This is a genomic window from Paenibacillus sp. MAH-35 (assembly GCF_058135425.1).
The window spans coordinates 271148-287400 of sequence record NZ_JBYUPU010000005.1 but is presented as its reverse complement, the minus strand read 5'-3'; the positions used below and the strand labels follow the sequence as shown (position 1 = coordinate 287400).

The 16253-nt window shown below is 54.7% G+C and carries 15 protein-coding genes and 1 other annotated feature; of the genes, 8 read left to right on the top strand and 7 right to left on the bottom strand.

Annotation, left to right across the window (positions count from 1 at the left end):
• Nucleotides 1-23: 23 nt before the first annotated feature.
• The 4 genes from aspS to AC3Y2E_RS07760 all read right to left on the bottom strand — a co-directional run bounded on the left by aspS (nt 24) and on the right by AC3Y2E_RS07760 (nt 5155).
• Nucleotides 24-1334 (bottom strand): aspartate--tRNA(Asn) ligase, encoded by a 1311-nt coding sequence (gene aspS / locus AC3Y2E_RS07775; protein ID WP_379208837.1) that lies wholly within the window; start codon nt 1332-1334, stop codon nt 24-26.
• 444 nt (nt 1335-1778) lie between these two features.
• Nucleotides 1779-2011 (bottom strand) — a binding site (T-box leader).
• 272 nt (nt 2012-2283) lie between these two features.
• Nucleotides 2284-3189 carry a helix-turn-helix domain-containing protein gene (locus AC3Y2E_RS07770; RefSeq protein WP_379208835.1) on the bottom strand — a complete coding sequence of 302 codons (906 nt, stop codon included), beginning with the start codon at nt 3187-3189 and terminating at the stop codon, nt 2284-2286.
• Nucleotides 3190-3232: 43 nt separating this feature from the next.
• Nucleotides 3233-4075, bottom strand: coding sequence for a Gfo/Idh/MocA family oxidoreductase (locus AC3Y2E_RS07765; protein ID WP_379208833.1), 843 nt, complete (start codon nt 4073-4075; stop codon nt 3233-3235).
• Between the two features lie 18 nt (nt 4076-4093).
• Nucleotides 4094-5155, bottom strand: coding sequence for a Gfo/Idh/MocA family protein (locus AC3Y2E_RS07760; protein ID WP_190931834.1), 1062 nt, complete (start codon nt 5153-5155; stop codon nt 4094-4096).
• A gap of 273 nt (nt 5156-5428) precedes the next feature.
• Here AC3Y2E_RS07760 and AC3Y2E_RS07755 point away from each other — a divergent pair, with 273 nt between their 5' ends.
• The 7 genes from AC3Y2E_RS07755 to AC3Y2E_RS07725 all read left to right on the top strand — a co-directional run bounded on the left by AC3Y2E_RS07755 (nt 5429) and on the right by AC3Y2E_RS07725 (nt 11931).
• Nucleotides 5429-5617 (top strand): hypothetical protein, encoded by a 189-nt coding sequence (locus AC3Y2E_RS07755; protein ID WP_223837126.1) that lies wholly within the window; start codon nt 5429-5431, stop codon nt 5615-5617.
• A gap of 240 nt (nt 5618-5857) precedes the next feature.
• Nucleotides 5858-6781, top strand: coding sequence for a helix-turn-helix transcriptional regulator (locus AC3Y2E_RS07750; RefSeq protein WP_379208830.1), 924 nt, complete (start codon nt 5858-5860; stop codon nt 6779-6781).
• A gap of 22 nt (nt 6782-6803) precedes the next feature.
• Nucleotides 6804-7805 carry a cysteine peptidase family C39 domain-containing protein gene (locus tag AC3Y2E_RS07745; protein WP_379208828.1) on the top strand — a complete coding sequence of 334 codons (1002 nt, stop codon included), beginning with the start codon at nt 6804-6806 and terminating at the stop codon, nt 7803-7805.
• Between the two features lie 39 nt (nt 7806-7844).
• Entirely contained in the window at nt 7845-8825 is a 981-nt protein-coding gene (locus AC3Y2E_RS07740; protein WP_379208826.1) for a hypothetical protein, read from the top strand.
• 18 nt (nt 8826-8843) lie between these two features.
• The gene (locus tag AC3Y2E_RS07735; RefSeq protein ID WP_379208823.1) at nt 8844-9182 is read left to right on the top strand and encodes a hypothetical protein; all 339 of its coding nucleotides are present in this window, start codon (nt 8844-8846) and stop codon (nt 9180-9182) included.
• Between the two features lie 218 nt (nt 9183-9400).
• Nucleotides 9401-11059 (top strand): DUF4091 domain-containing protein, encoded by a 1659-nt coding sequence (locus tag AC3Y2E_RS07730; protein WP_379208820.1) that lies wholly within the window; start codon nt 9401-9403, stop codon nt 11057-11059.
• A gap of 104 nt (nt 11060-11163) precedes the next feature.
• Nucleotides 11164-11931, top strand: coding sequence for a sugar phosphate isomerase/epimerase family protein (locus AC3Y2E_RS07725; protein WP_379208818.1), 768 nt, complete (start codon nt 11164-11166; stop codon nt 11929-11931).
• A gap of 473 nt (nt 11932-12404) precedes the next feature.
• On the opposite strand, the gene AC3Y2E_RS07720 is transcribed toward AC3Y2E_RS07725, so the two are convergent.
• A complete protein-coding gene (locus AC3Y2E_RS07720; RefSeq protein WP_379208816.1) occupies nt 12405-13298 on the bottom strand; it encodes a helix-turn-helix domain-containing protein in 894 nt (297 codons plus the stop codon).
• A gap of 543 nt (nt 13299-13841) precedes the next feature.
• Here AC3Y2E_RS07720 and AC3Y2E_RS07715 point away from each other — a divergent pair.
• Complete coding sequence (locus tag AC3Y2E_RS07715; protein WP_379208937.1) at nt 13842-14606, top strand: sulfite exporter TauE/SafE family protein; 765 nt, start codon at nt 13842-13844, stop codon at nt 14604-14606.
• A 153-nt stretch (nt 14607-14759) separates the two neighbouring features.
• Here AC3Y2E_RS07715 and AC3Y2E_RS07710 read toward each other — a convergent pair whose 3' ends face one another.
• Together AC3Y2E_RS07710 and AC3Y2E_RS07705 are read right to left on the bottom strand one after the other, a co-directional pair.
• Nucleotides 14760-15311: a 50S ribosomal protein L25 gene (locus AC3Y2E_RS07710; RefSeq protein ID WP_332070508.1), complete on the bottom strand. Its 552-nt coding sequence runs from the start codon at nt 15309-15311 to the stop codon at nt 14760-14762.
• Nucleotides 15312-15347: 36 nt separating this feature from the next.
• Nucleotides 15348-15557 (bottom strand): sporulation protein Cse60, encoded by a 210-nt coding sequence (locus AC3Y2E_RS07705; RefSeq protein WP_190931842.1) that lies wholly within the window; start codon nt 15555-15557, stop codon nt 15348-15350.
• Between the last annotated feature and the right edge of the window lie 696 nt (nt 15558-16253).

Genomic DNA, 16253 nt, shown 5'->3' with positions numbered 1-16253 from the left:
GTAAACGATAGGTTTTCCGGCGATTACGGGGTCAGCCGGGTCCGGTCCCGCGGAAATGCCGCCGCTTCGCGCACGTTCGGCAACCCGAGAAGACGAGAGGTGAGCCGTTCGAGTCCGATCGCAAACCCGCCGTGCGGCGGCATCCCGTAACGGAACACGTCGAGGTATCCGGCAAAATGGTTCGGCTCCAGTCCGCGGCTCCGGATCGATTCGCTCAGCTGCTCGTAGTCGTGAATGCGCTGGCCGCCTGTCGTTATTTCCAGACCGTTAAAAAGAAGGTCAAACGAAGCGGTTAACGCTGCGTTATCCGGAGCGGGCATCGCGTACATCGGCCGGATCTCTCTCGGATACCGGGTTACGAACACGAACGCCGGCTTGTTTGGCTCCGAGGCGTATTGGCAAATCAGCCGCTCTCCTTCCGGGTCGAGGTCGCCTTTGGGCGACGTTTTGCCGTACTTGCGCTGCAGAATCTGCTGCGCTTCGGCGACCGGAATTCTCGGGATCTCGCCCGGAACCGGAACCTCTACGCCCAATAGGGCAAATTCGGCTTCACACTCCGCAGCGGCCCGCTCGAACATATAGGCGAGCAGATGCTGCTCCAAATCCATCAGTTCTTCTTCGGAACGGATAAACCCCATCTCCGCGTCGAGCGAGACGTATTCGTTCAGGTGGCGGGACGTATTATGCTCCTCGGCGCGATACACCGGAGCGATTTCGTACACGCGCTCATACCCGGCGCCGACCATCATCTGTTTGTAAAATTGAGGGGACTGCGCCAAATAAGCTTTCTGCTCAAAATAATCGACCGGGAACAGGTTGGAGCCGCCCTCGGTGCCGGACGCGACGATTTTCGGCGTAAAGATTTGCGTGAACTGCCTGCTCGACAAGTAGTCGCGAAACGCACCCGCTAACGCCGATTGAATCCGGAACGTAGCGTGAACCTTCGGATGACGCAGCGACAATACGCGATGATCCAATACGGTGTCGAGCCGCGCGCTAATGTTTTTCTTGTTGATTTCAAAAGGCAGGGGAGCCTCGACTTTGCTGATGCAGGTGACGCCGCTGGCGTGCACCTCGATGCCGCGTGGAGCTTTGGACGAAGCGGCGGCTGTTCCCGTCACCGTTACGACCGACTCCAGACTAAGCGGCGATTCGGCCAGCTGGCCCTCCAGCACACATTGTACGATTCCGCTGCGGTCGCGGACATCTACGAACGCCAGGCCCCCCATTCCGCGAATGGCGTGGACCCAGCCTTGTACCGTAATCGCTTGCCCCGTATGCTCGGAGACCCGGGAGCAAAGCACACGGATAGAAGAAGACGAATGAGTTGTCATAGCAAACACTCCTATTCAATTGTGTAGTTTTAAACCTGGACATGAAGTTGAAGTTGTTGTTATCGTCGTTATCATCGTCGCCGTCATCCATGTGATCACCCCCCTAATGGGCCCCCAAAAGTGAAGCAGGCCTTCGTAGCGTAGTCCGGGTACTTTCGGGGGAGCCCCCGAAAACAGCCCCCAAAAGTGAAGCAGGCCTTCGCAGCGTATTCCGGGTACTTTCGGGGGAGCCCCCGAAAACAGCCCCCAAAAGTGAAGCAGGCCTTCGCAGCGTATTCCGGGTACTTTCGGGGGAGCCCCCGAAAACAGCCCCCAAAAGTGAAGCAGGCCTTCGCAGCGTATTCCGGGTACTTTCGGGGGAGCCCCCGAAAACAGCCCCAAAAGTGAAGCAAGCCTTCGCAGCGTATGTCGCCAGCTCCGCAGAAAACACAAAAACCCCGTCCCAACAGGGACGAGGTTATCACTCGCGGTACCACCCAAATTATCGCGCAGCCGCGCGATCGCTCGAATCCCCGTAACGCGGGGAGGCGTCCGCTCCTACTGCGCCGCTTGGGGCGGCCGTTCAGGCGGAACTCTCCGGTGTCGTTCACTCGGACGTCAGCCGCCGTCCTCCCAGCCAAGGGACGGCTCTCTGTGCGCTGCGCGTTCCGGCTACTGCTCCGGATCATCGTTTTGGTCGTTTCACATATAGTATTCACTTTGGACGGTTTTGTCAAACAGAAAAAAACGGGATCATTCCGATCCCGTAGTTTTACAAGTCCAAAAGAGAAAGTGAAAAGCAAAAAAGGGTGGGGGAGATGCGCGTAAAGCGAAGCGTCTGACTTTAAAATCGTATTGTAACCATAAAACGGAATAAAAAACAAGACGATTTTAACGGAAGTGAAGCGTATTCCCCCACGCTTTGCCTTCGTAAGCTTCCTCTCTTTGCAGACTTTTGCAACAGCCCGGATCAGTCCGATCCCGATTCTTCCTTCTGCATCGCCACGTAAACAGAGGGGGGATACCCCATAATGCGCGAGAACGCCTTGCTGAACGACTGAATCGTCTCGTAATGCAGCCTCGCCGCCACCTGCTTGATCGACAAATTGCCGTATTTGAGCATCTCCAGCGCCTTCTCGACCTTTTTATGATTGATATACCGCTGCAGGGTCATGCCGGTTTTGTCCTTGAACGTGTGCGACAAGTACGTATAGCTGTATCCCAGATCCTCGGCCAGCGTTTTGATGCTTTTGAGCTCGAAAATGTGGTGCTCGATGTAGCGGATAACCGAATACACCGTGTACCCGACCGAATGGGACGAACGCTCAGGCGCGTATCTCGCCACTTTGCCGCTTTTCTCGATAAAGGAGCGGTACGCCAGAACGATGACTTCTTCCAGATAGTTTTTGATCATCGTGCGCGAATACGGCTTCTGCGAATAAAACTCGTCGATATTGCGAAGGAACGGGATCATCACGTTGTACGTATCCTTCGAATGGTAATAAGGGGCGGATTGCAGGAAAGCGCGGATATCCGCAAATTCCCCGTCCGCCTCCTCATTAAACATAAATCCCATGTAGACGAAGCGCAGCATGCTGGACTCGTCCGTCTGGATGGAATGAACGTGGCCTACGGAGTTGAAAATAATGTCTCCCGCGCTGACCTTCACGCAGTCGTCCCCGACGTGGAAAAAACCGCTGCCGGACACGATGCAGCTCAGCTCCAGACAGTGCTGCATATGCGGCAAAATCTCGTAGCCGCACTCGCAGCATATTTCCCCGATCTGGTACAGATCGATGCCTCCGTACGCCGACTTCCCTTTGGGAAATACGTTGTCGAAGTGAAACAAACAGCCCGCTTGCCCACGTTCCTTCATATCGTCTCACGCTCCTGTGAACCGGTCCAACCTGATATTCACATTATACGCTTTTTGGGAGCTCGATCCACTGGTAAGGCGTCTGTGCCGCCTTAAAGCCGTACTCGATAATTGTAATAATCGCGATCGTCTCGGCGGAATCGACGGTCGGCTTGCCGCTTTCAAAAAACGCGGTCAAGTCTTTAACAAACTCGCCGAAGAAATTCGACTCCGCCTTCAGGATGGACGACTTGCCGGATTCGTAATTGATCGCAAGCGTAAACGGAACGTTGCCGAAATGATGAATCTCCGCCTGGCGACCTCCCGAGAAGCCGATCAGCAGGGAAGGCGACTTCTCCGTGCCGGTGAACATCACGCGTTCCGCTTCGCTGCCCATCAGCGAGACGATCGGCTCGATCTGATGAATCGAGTAGTTGTCGTATTTGCCCGGTCCGAAGCAAACGATCGTATCGATGCCGCTTCTGTCCACTGCGCTGTATTCGGTAGCGAATCGCAGGGCGGAGGACGAATAAAGCGGCGTGCCGTGCTTGTGCGCCGTCTCGAACAGAAGCAGCGCGGTTTTGCGGTCCGGAGCGAACGTTTTATCGACATAGGTCGGCTTGCCCGACTGAAGCGGAATCATCGCCAGCTCTTCGTGGAATTCCGGATAATCCGGGGAGAGCACGATCAAATAATCGCTTTTCTCCACGACCTCCTCAATCGATCCGAGCAGCTCGATTCCTTTGTTGCGGCACCAGGTTGCGTTGTCGAGCCCGGTGTCGGAATCTTTTTTGCCGTAGGCGTACGCCACTTTCATCGCCCCGCCGGTTGCCGTCTCGATCCACTCCGGATATTTGTTCGCATGCCATTCGTCGAGAAAATAATCGATAAACCCGATCTTTTTCATACGGCGTCCACCTCCGTCTTAAGTAAACGAAATTTCCGAGCGTTTGTCGGACGAATCGTAGATCCCCTGAATGATTTTGGAAGACAGGATGACGGTATCGATATGGGCAGGCGACTTCTCGCCGGTACGGACGCAGTTGATGAAGGCGTCGATTTCGTTCTGGAACATGTCGCGGGACGTGTACTTCGGCGTCGTTTCCAGCAATGCGCCGTTTTTCGCGCTGTACAGGACGAACTCTTTGCCGTATTGCAGACGGATTCCCGCTTTGTCGCCGAGGAAGTCGATGTACATTTCGCCGACGCCGATATTTTGCGCCCATGCGCCGTTCAGCGTAATCGTAGGTCCTTCCGTACGGATCATCGCGGTAACGGAATCGTCAACGTCGTAAGTGCCTTCGTAGTTTGGAGGTCCGGCCCACATGCTGGTGTACGCGTAGTTTTCCATATCTTTGCCCAGCTTGCAGAACGCTTGGCCGGATACGGTCAGCGGCTTCGGATCGCCCGAGCAGTACATGACGATATCGAGGAAATGGACGCCCCAGTCGATCAGCGCGCCGCCGCCGGCAATCGCCTTCGTCGTAAACGCTCCGCCGAGCCCCGGAATCGAACGGTGTGCGCGGAAGCTGACATACACGTGATACAGCTCGCCCAGCTCGCCGCTTTGGATCATGTCTTTAATGATATTGACGCCTGTGTTGAAACGGTTCACGACGCCGATATTGAGCACTTTGCCGGTTTCATGCTGAACTTTCTGCATCTCGAGCGCTTCTTCGTACGTTCTTGCGGCCGGCTTCTCGCACAATACGTTTTTGCCTGCGCGGAGGCAGTCGATCGAGATCGTGGAGTGGCCGTTGTTCGGCGTGCAGACGGAAACCGCTTCGACTTCCGGATCTTCCAGAATGACGCGATAGTCTTCAATCGCGATGCCGCAGCCGTAATCCGCAACGGCCTTCTCGGCTTTTTCCTTAATAATGTCGCAGAAATATTTGATTTCCGCATCCGGATTGGCCAGGTAGGCTTTGATGTGGGAGCTGTTCGCAATCGTACCGCATCCGATAATGGCTACTTTCGTTTTGCTCATGGGTTATCCCTCCAATGGTTGGTGCGTTTCCACATTAATTGTAGCCTCTTGTCCCAAATAAACAATCTTTTTTTTCAACTATGCGCTTATCCCAATTTGTCTTTTTGAATGTCGATCCTGATACGACATTTTATGTCGCATCGGCTGGTTTACAATGAAATAGCCAGCGGAGCCGGACGGTTCGGAGAATGAATCGTTCCCGTCAGGCGTACGCCCGCGTCCTCACGGCCCGGGCGGCGGCATAACCCATATGGAAAAGAGGCATGAACGGCAATGGCCAAAACAAAAAGAGGACGAGTATTATGGAATCTTCCTTCCCGGGGACGGGGCACGTGCACCCTGTGCGGCAGTACAAGAATCAAGCTGCTGTATCCGCGGACGAGATCCGACGGTTCTACGGTGAAAGTATGCAAACGGTGCGCCAAGGCCCCTCAAATGAAGGTAGATCTATCGACCGGCTAGCTCAGCAGTTAACCGGATAGGAGGGGGAGACGACCGGAGTATCGGCGAATAGCCGGACATTCCGGCATCAAGGAGCCGCTCCGATATTGTATCTGCGATCCGGCAACAACAACCGGTCCCGGACCCGGGTCCCCGTCTGGTGGCAGGCGGATACCCGGGTTTGCCTCTTGCGGACGGTCCGTCCGGGTGGTGTAATAGCAATAGGCCAGCTCGACAGATCAGGAGCAGGGGGTGCAGATCATGAGCAGCATTCACCGGATTCAATGGTTCGATCAGCAGATCAGGGAAGAACGGTACCCGAACAGCGGGCAGCTGGCGAGCCGATTCGAGATCTCGAGGCGGCAAGCCCAGCGGGACATCGAATATATGGAATCAACTTTGCGCGCGCCGTTGTATTACGATGCGAAGCGGCGGGGATACCGGTACGAGGATAAAACGTACGCCCTGCCGCTTCTTTATATGACGGAAGAAGAGAAGTCGGTGTTGAAGTTTCTTGCGCACCGTTACCGGCAATACAATTACGAAAATGCGGATGCCGTCAAAAGGGTCGCTCATTTGCTGGACCGGTTTACGGATGAGCGGGAGCCCGCTATGCCGGGGCGCGGACTGCCGGTTTTCGAAGCGAACCCGAAGCTGATTCAGACGGTAGAACGGCTCGGCGCAGCGATCCGGGAACGGGCGATCGTCCTTATTCAATATAGAGACATAGAAAAAGAAACCCCGTCGCAGCACCGAATAGCTCCGCTGAAGCTCGAATCGTTTTATAATGCGGACTACGTGGTAGCCTATTGCCAGCGGGAGGGTGTCCGGAAAAGCTTCCGGCTGGACCGGATCACGCAGCTTTCCGTTACCGGGGAGAAGTTCCGGCTTGCGGAAGCGGAGGAGATGGAGAAGCTGGACAGCAGGCTTCCCGTGCGGAAGCCTTTTACCGCCGAGGTATGGCTGGATCGGCCGCTGGAGGGGACGGCGTGGAACGGGTACACCGCGCGTCCGGGCGCTGATCCGCTGTTGTATACGATCGAGTTTTACGATCAGGATGCGTTTATGCAGCATCTGCTTGTTGAGCAGTGGCGGGAGCTGGCGTCTCCCAAATGGCTGAAGGCGAAGCTCCGGGAGAAGTGCCGGGATCTGCTCGGACGCCTGGAGCCTCCGCCGAATCGATAGTTTAATCGAGAGGAGGGGGAGGATGTCCTCCGTTTGTTTGAACATCCCGATGAAACGGGAGTCGAAGTCGTTTACCGACAGTCTGCATGCGATATTAACGGCGTCGGGACGGTTTGACGGCTCCAAATCGATGCTGTCCGGCCTTTCCGGCATGGCCTTCAAATTATCGGTTCACGAGAAGCTGCTGCCGATGTCGGTGACCGCTTACGGGCAGTGGGGCGTGGAGCACAAACCCGCCGTCGACAATTTGGGGGTGCTCACGGAATCGGACGGAGGGAGAACGAGACACCCGACGTTCCGGCACTACCGGCAGGAGGCGGTAAGGTGGATCAAGGGCAGTCTGGACCGGGGAGTGGGCGTCATCTATTGGATCCCCGAGTTCGGGGTGATACACGGATACGACGACGAGGACCGGATCTTTTATATTCAGGACGGCCGTACGACGGAAGATCAGGTCGTGCTGTACGATAACCTCGGACTGAACGTGACCGATTTCTGGTACTGCCGGCTGTTCGGCGACAAGGTGGACGTTCCGCTGGAAGCGATGGTTCTCGAATCGATGCGGCTTGCCCTGCAGGACTGGGATACACCGCACAAAACGTTGCCGGACACGAAGATCGCCTCCGGCAAGCTTGCTTATTCGTTTCTCTGGCGGGGACTCGAGCAGGGGGAGTTCGACGAGGGAGGGGCGGCGTATATCTTACACTCGTATTCCGTTTCCCGCCGCGAGATCGCCGACTATTTGCGCGAAGTCCGGGGGTTGTGGCCGGAGCTGGATGAAGCGTATGCCTGTTACGCCGGTCTGATCGAGGCGATATCGGTTATTCCGGATCGATTGAAGGAGCAGGAACGCGGAGGCGGGAAAAGGGTGAACCGGACGGACATTCCGCTGCTCGCGGATCGGCTTCGCAAGGCCGAAAGGCTGGAAGACGAGGCGATGGAGCTGTTTCGCGCTGTATCGCGGAACTATCCGGACCTGAAGCGTTCCACGATCCCGAGGTGGGGGAGGCATTCGCCGCGATAGCCGGTATCCGGGATAAAGAGAAGGAGGCGAATGCATGGGATGGGAGCTGTAATTGTGCCGGGGGTGCAATTGGCGAACGAATCGGAGTCGTATATCGATGCGATGCACGCTGTCCTTTCCCATAAAGGGTGGATGGCGCATCCGAAGCCGATGTTGTCCGGAATGACGGTGGCAGGGTTCCGCTTCACGGTCAACCGGCGGTTAACGGCGGAATCGGTTACGGCCTACAACTGGATCGCCGAAAACTTTTTGGCGGCCGACTTCATCGGCGTTAGCTCGTCGCAGAACGCCGGTTTTACGTTTGACGCGACGTTCCCGCTATATCAGCGGCAGGCCGTATCCGATATCAAGGCGTCGATCGGCCGGGGGACGGCCGCGATTATATGGAAAGATCAATTCGTAGTTGCCGCCGGTTATGACGATTGCGACGAGGTGCTGTATATTGCGGATGGCAAGAGCAGCGAATATGTCACGGTCCCTTACGGACAGTTTGGCCGAAACGATTCACCGTATTGGTACTACCAGCTGTTGGAAGACCGGATCGAGATCGAGGAATCGGCGATTTTCCAGGAATCGTTCGTGCAGGCCGTTTACAAATGGGAGTCTCACGATCTGATGCTTCCCGAAGCGGAGTACGCATGTGGCAGGCGGGCCTATGACGCGATCGTCGAGGCGCTGCGGAGCGGCGATTACGACAGCGGGGAATCGCGCCACGTATTCCGCTGTTATGCCGCCGCGAAGCGGGATATCGGGGAATACGCGCGGAGGCTGGAGCTTGTCTGGCCGGAGATCGGAACGGCAGCGGCGCATTATTCGCGGGTATCCGGCCTATTCCGGCGTATAGCCGAGCGGGCTTGCGCTCCGGATACCGGCAGCGGGCCGTACGAGCCGGAGACGGTGCGGGAGCTTATCGGGCTGTTTCGCGAAGCGCAGTATGAGGAGGAACTGGCGACCGGGGAGATCCGGGCGCTTTTGAACGAAACGATTCACAACCGGTTCCACGATATCGGGCTGAGGTAAGCTTGCCGGGATTTTACCTTGGTCAATTTGCAGATGGAGATGAACGGAGAACGGTACAAGAAAACGATGCTAATCGCGGCGGGGCTGTCCCCAAGTGTCCGCATGACTGGAAACGTCCCGGCTCCCAACGGAAAAGGAAAGGACCTCAAATTCCACTGGAAAGTGGTGGCTGAGGTCTTTTTTCTCAAGGAAAACCGGTTTGAAGTGAGGTTCGTAAAATCGCAAAAGCTTTTTGGGACAACTCCGTTGCCGTCCGGCAAAGGCGGCAAGAATGGAGCTGATCCAAGGGCAGAGACTGAAGTGCAAGTGCGGCGGATACATCGTTTGCGGCTGAATTATTATTACAAGGACTGCTAGAAAAAGCGGGAGAAGATATGGTATGATGAATGATAGATTTTGATCTTTTTTGCTCGTTTTGTTTCATTTTAATTTTCAAGATTTGTGTGAAACATGTTAAGCCGCTTCGAAAGCTGAGGCTCGTTAGCGCTCTCGCCGTCTGTGATCGTTTGGGATCGTTTTCAAACTGCTATCTGGAGCATGGAACCACATACCTGTATCTGAAGGAGGATTCCCGCATGTCTACCGCCGATTTTACATTTGCTACCCGGCTGCTCAGCTCGCTGGAGAAAGTATTCGCCGACGAGGAATTGCAAGCCGCTCCTCTCAGCCGCGCCACGGCACTTCAAGATGAGACGTTCTCGTATCAAGTCGCGTACCGCGCGTCCAAGCTGATCAAGCACATCCAAGCCCGCGTCGAGTCGCCGCTCGGAAGGTCCGTAACGTTTCGTACGGTGGGACTGGTACCTGCCGAGATGCCGGCGTACGCCGACCATGACGCACATCTGCTGCGCTCTACTCCGGGCTTGTACCCCGATCCGCTTTTTCCGGTGAAGGAATCGGAAGGGCTGACGGGTTTGCCGAACCAATGGCGCTCGATCTGGGTTACCGTCGATTTGAAATCGGGAGTTACGCCCGGCACGTATCCGATTACCGTTATTTTCGAGGCGAAGGACGGGCAGGAGCTGGCGCGGGAGACGTTCGAGCTGGACGTGCTGGCGGCGGCTCTTCCGGAGCAAAAGCTCATTCATACGGAATGGTTTCACACCGATTGTCTGGCTACTTATTACGGCTTGGACATATTCAGCGAGCGTCACTGGGAGATCGTCGAACAGTTTGTGAAGACGGCTGTCGCTCATGGCATCAATATGCTGCTGACCCCGCTGTTCACCCCGCCGCTCGATACGGAAGTGGGTGGAGAACGGCCGACCGTTCAGCTTGTCGACGTAGAGAAGACGGAGGCCGGATACAAGTTCGGCTTCGGGAAGTTGAAGCGCTGGGTGGACATGTGCGACCGCTGTGGAGTCCGTTATTTCGAGCTGTCCCATCTGTTCACGCAGTGGGGGGCGAAGCATGCGCCGAAGATTGTCGCGGACGTGAACGGGGAGACGAAACGAATATTCGGCTGGGATACCGATTCAACAGGCGAGGAATACAAGACGTTTCTGGCGCAGTTTTTGCCCGAGCTGGTCGGTTTCATTAAGGAACACGGGCTGGAGAAACGGGTGTATTTCCACGTCTCCGACGAGCCGCGGCTTGATCATATCCCTTGGTACGAAAGCGCAAGTAACTGGCTGCGCAAATTTACAGCCGAATTCCCGACGATCGACGCGCTGTCGAACTACGAGTTCTACGAGAAAGGCATCGTGCCTACGCCGATTCCGGCGAGCAATCATATGCAGCCTTTCCTGGACAACGAGGTAGGGAACTTGTGGACCTATTACTGCTGCTCGCAGTATATCGATGTCGCCAACCGGTTCATCAGTATGCCGTCCGCCCGCAACCGCATACTTGGTTTGCAGTTGTACAAGTTTAAAATTGCCGGCTTTCTGCATTGGGGCTATAACTTCTGGTACGCCCAGTATTCGAGATTCCCGATCGACCCGTACCGCTGTACGGATGCAAACAATGCTTTCCCGGCCGGGGACCCGTTCGTTGTATATCCGGGCGAAGACGGCACGCCGGTCGAGTCGCTCCGGTTCGAGGTGTTCCGCGAGGCGCTGCAGGATCTGCGCGCGCTTGAGCTGCTGGAGTCGCTTGTCGGACGCGAGCGGACGATGGAGCTGATGGAGGAAGGGGCCGGTGCGCCGATTACGTTCGAGGAATATCCGAGAGATGCCGCATGGCTGCTCGCTTGCCGGGAACGGATTAACGAAGAGATCCGGAAACATTCATAATAGCCAGATTCGCCAACTTTTTGGCTTATCCTGCATGGACTTCGGACCGCCGCTTATGATTAGATGGAGTCGAATGACATTAATGGATAATGAGGTGTCCGGATATGAGTGCCTTGAAAGTCGGGGTTCAAATGTATACGCTTCGCGAGGAAACGGCGAAGGATTTTGTCGGCGCGCTCCGTAAGGTAGCGGCTGAAGGGTTTGCGGGAGTCGAGTTCGCCGGATACGGCGGCATGCAGGCGGACGAACTGAAGGCGCTGCTGGACGAGCTCGGTCTCGTCTCGATCGCTAGCCACGTCGGCATCGGTCGTTTACGCGACGCGCTCGACGAAGAGATCGCCTTTAACAAATCGATCGGCAGCCAATATATCATCTGTCCGGGACTCGGCAAGGAATACCGGGACAGCGAGCAAGCCTGGAAAAATACGTTCGCGCTGCTGGAAGAGATCGGCCGCAAGTGCGTGGAGCAAGGGATCGGCTTCGGCTACCACAACCATTCCTTCGAATTCGACGAGAAGGTAAACGGCGCGACGGCGTTCGACGGGTTGTTCGGTACAGCTAGCGCGGATGCGGTCAAGGTCGAGCTGGACGCTTGCTGGGCGTATGTCGCCGGCTACGATCCGGTGGCGTATCTGGACAAGTACAACGGCCGGGTTCCGCTTGTTCACTTCAAGGACGTCCGCCGTACGGAAGAAGACAAGTGGCTGACGGTCGAGCTGGGCACAGGCGACGTGGACCTGAATGCAATTGCCGAAGCGTCGGCCGCTGCCGGGGTGGAGTGGCTCATCTACGAGCAGGACAATACGCAAAATCCGCCGTTCGTCGCGCTGGCGAACAGCATGCGCTGGATCAAGGAAAACGGGTTGGCTTAACCGGAGGCTGATGGCGGTTGTACGGCCGTCATCGGGTATCGAATACGAAAGACCGTTCCAGCCTGCGAAGGGGCTGTAACGGTCTTTTCTTTGAAGGTAAAGAAAGGGAGAGCGTTCAATGGTGAAGCTGGATACTTCCTGCTCGGAGGGCGGGCTATCGCTTACGCATACAAGGGGACATTCGACGCGGGAAAGGCTTCCGCTTGTATATGAATATTCATATAAATTTTACCTTGCAGCAAGTAGAATGGATGAATAAGCATGAAAAATCGTGCATAATTGATCATTCGGTATTCATTTCGACAATTCTATATGAAAAATCGAACAGATCAAACGGTGAAAGCTTACAATTACGTAGCGTCCCTTATGATTCCGCAAGGCGATCAAGGATGGGCAAGCAGATCCATGTTGTAGGACTGACTCTGCTGGGCCCGAAGTTGTGATGAGCTGTCTGGAAGTCGCCGGTCAACTTTTCATATACTCGTCGAGCGTCCGGACTCCTTACGGCTGCCGGAGGGGAGCGCTGCCGCTGCAAAGCTTCGTTCGTCCGGTTGTTCGGGTTTGGTCAGCTGCTCGAGTTGATACTTTTTAGGCGATACGCCGTAATGGGCCCGGAACATCCGGTGGAAATACGAATAGCTGCTGAATCCGGACGACTCGGCGATCTGTTCGAGCGACATCGGGCTGTACAGCATGCGTTCCCTGGCGATCGCCAGCCTGATCTGAAGCGCGTATTTCATAATGCTGCTTCCGTAGCAAGCCTTGAACAGATGGACGGCCCGGGACAAGCTAAGACCGGCGCTTCTGGCGACGTCCTCCAGCTTGAACGACTCGAGCGCATGCTCCTCTACATAATTCCGCATTCTCTGCGCCAGAAACGACTGGCCGGTTTCCGTTCCTACTCCGTGCTCCTTCATCTCCCGGTCGATCGTCAAGCAGAAAATACGCAAATAATAGTCGGTAATTTCCTTGTATTGGCGTTTGCCCCGATAATGCTCAATGACAATTTGCCGGCATAAGGCGAGCAGGCTGTCCTGCAGCGGGAGGCTTAGCTTCTGCGGGCGTTTCCGTTCGTTCCACCAGGCGTCGATCCATTCTCCTCGGCATATGAAATAATAGTCGCCGCTGGCGACGGGTGTATCGCCGGATGCTTCCGGCTCCGCTTCGATCCGCAGCTCGTAGGGCTCTCCGGGCTTGTACAGCAGCAAATCGCCTGGACCTACAGGGACAAGATTGCCGCCCACCAACGCCTTGGCGCTTCCTTCCGATTGGAAACGGAACAAATAATAGCCGACACCCGGGTACGCTTCCGTACGGAACGGCTTCGTATGATAAGAATAACCTGCCGCGAGCACTTCGCAGAACAAACGTATTCACTTCCTCTAGGCTTTCCGAATATGATTTTATTGTAAGCGGTGAGGGGAAGAAGGGCAAATAGGAAAAGCTCCGATAATGAGGCCGTCCGGGTGAAGTGCCATTCAGGGTGGAAGGCAGTTTGCTCTCGGCTGGGGAGTGGGGAAGGGAATGGAAAAGGAAAAGGGACTTTCGGCAGTATTCCTTTAGTGCTTTATCGCAGTAATCGAGGTTGAGCCGGACTTCCGTAGGTTTGTAGCGATGAGGATGAAGGATACGGAGTTTGGCGAAGTCTGATTCAGGGATTATTCCGTTTCTTCGCGCAAGCGATACTTAAAATTAGGATCAAGCGTTGAAGGACTAAAGCGATACGGTTTCGTCTCATTGAATTATAAGCTTTCCTTATCAAAGAACCCCGCCAAACGCATAAAGAGGGACGGGAGTTCGAATTTAGCCATTTTTCGGAAATAAAATCTCTTTACAGCGGAAAAATAAAACCATATAATCCTAGTATAATAATCGGAATTACTGGACGGACGGTGGAAATCAGCGTGGAGATGGACTGGGGAATTTCGCTTTTGGGTTTGATGGTCGGTTTTCTCGTCGGGCTGACCGGAGTAGGCGGGGCGTCGCTGCTTACGCCGATTCTGGTGCTGGTCGGCGTTAATCCGACACTGGCGGTAGGGACCGACTTGTTTTACAATTCAATCACGAAGCTGTTTGGCACGATCCAGCATATGCGGCAAAAAACAGTGGAATATCGCATCGTATTTTTGTTTGCGGCCGGCAGCATTCCGGGAGCTGTCGTATCGATCGTGCTGCTGCATTGGTTCGGGGCGTTTTTCGATAACCAGGAGCATATCGTGAAAATGGCGCTGGGCATTATGCTCATTGTGGTGGCGGTGCTGACGATCGCAAAACAGCTGTTTGACCGGAAGACGAAAGAAAACCGGTGGCAGGAAAAGCCGCTGGAGCAGAAACGGGTGCTGACGATAACGATCGGCTTTGTGTTGGGTTTTATCGTCGGTCTGACCTCGATCGGCTCGGGATCGTTATTTGCCATTGCGCTGCTTTATTTGTTTCGGATCTCCGCCTCCAAGTTGGTTGGCACCGACATCGCTCATGCGCTGCTGCTGGTTACGGCCGCCGGGCTGCTTCATGCCGGTTACGGCAACGTCGATTTCGGGCTGGCGTTTCAATTGCTGATCGGGTCCGTTCCCGGGGTGTGGATCGGGAGCTCCTTGAGCTCCAAAGTACCGGCAAAGCCGCTGCGCGCGCTGGTGGCATCGCTGATCCTGATCAGCGGGATTAAGCTCATATGAGGGCAACGAGCAAAGAAAATAAAATTCAAAATCCCCTGTGCCGCTGTGTGCGAACACAAGGGATTTTTGTTGTTTCAGTCCACATAAATGCGTATATAGAATGAGGACGATGCTGCATAACCGTCCCCTCAAGCATTCCGGGATGGTCCTGGTTTACTTGCGGGGTAAAACGATGGAAGCCACGATCTCGTCGGCAAGAGGTACTAGAACGGCTTTGTCCGGTTTCGGCAGCTGATCGAACAGCAGAGACTCGCCGACTTCCATCTGGCTGACGTCTACTGCAATCGTGGCGGGAATGTCGCCGGGCAACCCTTCCACTTCGATGTGCGTCTCCTGGACGGACAGTACGCCGCCCCTAGTAACTCCGGCCGGAGTGCCGACGAATTCCAGCGGCACTTTCATCCGGATGATCTCGTCCATCCGGACGCGAAGGAAATCGGCATGCACCCAGTCCCGTGTAACCGGGTCCCGCTGCGCGTGCTTTAGCATAACCGGCACCTTCTGGTTGCCGTCGATATTCAGATCGACGATCTCGGAACGTCCGGTTCTGATCCATTTTCCAAACTGTTTGGAAGAGATTTGAATCATATCGGAAGCGGCCTCCAGGCCGAATACGACGCACGGAAGATTGCCGGCTTGACGCAGCTGCTTCAAGCGGGAACGGTTCATGGATACTCTCGATTGTGCTTCAAAACATAGTCTCATGGTTGTACAACTCCTCGATTAATAGGTTATAGGCGGCTAGGGCTCGTGTATGCCCACATTGCCGGAATCGGTCTTGTAAACGACTAAAATATAACTTCTTTGTTCGGCCGTATCATGGTACTGCTGCAAACCGGTGCAGTATTTGATATCCACCACTTGTTCCTCCCGCAGCTTCGCCAAAAACTCATTGGCCCGCTTCTCCGCGGAGATGTGGTTGCTATCCAGAAATTCCTTCACTTGAATCATACGCATTCCTCCCTTATGTTCCGCCGGCCGCCCGGGCTAACGGACATTCGCCAACTATCGGCAATTCCATTCGGAAAGCCGTCCGGCCGTGCTTCCACGGCGCCGTAAACTAACCATTAAATGTCAACTGCCTCGTATATGCACGAAGGCACCTCGCCCTGATGAGCGAAATGCCTTTGTTAGATGAATTGTACCATAACAGGTACAGCATATCAACTTTGCCTGATATTAACATTAAATGTTAAGCCGTTCAATAAAAGGGTTCGCGGGCGGGAGGGATTCCTGAAATGTGCGTATGCAAACGGCAGGTTTGATGGGATCTTTGGTACTAGTATGAAATGGCATGTACGAATAGGTGGCCGGATGATCCGTAAAGAATAACGACTTTTGAAGCGGTTCAGTGTAATCTCCCAAAAATTGTAGATTAAGGGGGAGGGACGGAAAAGTGAGAAGTGCGTGCTGAGGGTGATTGTCGGCTGGTAGTTACTTCTGTTGTCTATATAAGTTGAACTAAATATCATCGATGGCAAAAACCAATGTAGTGGAGAAAAGAAATTAGCTTGAAAGCTAAGAGCTTTCGTCAGAAAGCTGCTTCGGAAGGATAGGCTAAGAGCTTTCGTCAGAAAGCTGCTTCGGAAGGATAGGCTAAGAGCTTTCGTCAGAAAGCTGCTTCGGAAGGATAGGCTAAGAGCTTTC

Coding starts and splice junctions, on each gene's coding strand:
- aspS (WP_379208837.1), bottom strand. CDS start 1,334: ATGACAACTCATTCGTCTTCTTCTATCCGTGTGCTTTGCTCCCGGGTC.
- AC3Y2E_RS07770 (WP_379208835.1), bottom strand. CDS start 3,189: ATGAAGGAACGTGGGCAAGCGGGCTGTTTGTTTCACTTCGACAACGTA.
- AC3Y2E_RS07765 (WP_379208833.1), bottom strand. CDS start 4,075: ATGAAAAAGATCGGGTTTATCGATTATTTTCTCGACGAATGGCATGCG.
- AC3Y2E_RS07760 (WP_190931834.1), bottom strand. CDS start 5,155: ATGAGCAAAACGAAAGTAGCCATTATCGGATGCGGTACGATTGCGAAC.
- AC3Y2E_RS07755 (WP_223837126.1), top strand. CDS start 5,429: ATGGCCAAAACAAAAAGAGGACGAGTATTATGGAATCTTCCTTCCCGG.
- AC3Y2E_RS07750 (WP_379208830.1), top strand. CDS start 5,858: ATGAGCAGCATTCACCGGATTCAATGGTTCGATCAGCAGATCAGGGAA.
- AC3Y2E_RS07745 (WP_379208828.1), top strand. CDS start 6,804: ATGTCCTCCGTTTGTTTGAACATCCCGATGAAACGGGAGTCGAAGTCG.
- AC3Y2E_RS07740 (WP_379208826.1), top strand. CDS start 7,845: ATGGGAGCTGTAATTGTGCCGGGGGTGCAATTGGCGAACGAATCGGAG.
- AC3Y2E_RS07730 (WP_379208820.1), top strand. CDS start 9,401: ATGTCTACCGCCGATTTTACATTTGCTACCCGGCTGCTCAGCTCGCTG.
- AC3Y2E_RS07725 (WP_379208818.1), top strand. CDS start 11,164: ATGAGTGCCTTGAAAGTCGGGGTTCAAATGTATACGCTTCGCGAGGAA.
- AC3Y2E_RS07715 (WP_379208937.1), top strand. CDS start 13,842: ATGGACTGGGGAATTTCGCTTTTGGGTTTGATGGTCGGTTTTCTCGTC.
- AC3Y2E_RS07710 (WP_332070508.1), bottom strand. CDS start 15,311: ATGAGACTATGTTTTGAAGCACAATCGAGAGTATCCATGAACCGTTCC.
- AC3Y2E_RS07705 (WP_190931842.1), bottom strand. CDS start 15,557: ATGATTCAAGTGAAGGAATTTCTGGATAGCAACCACATCTCCGCGGAG.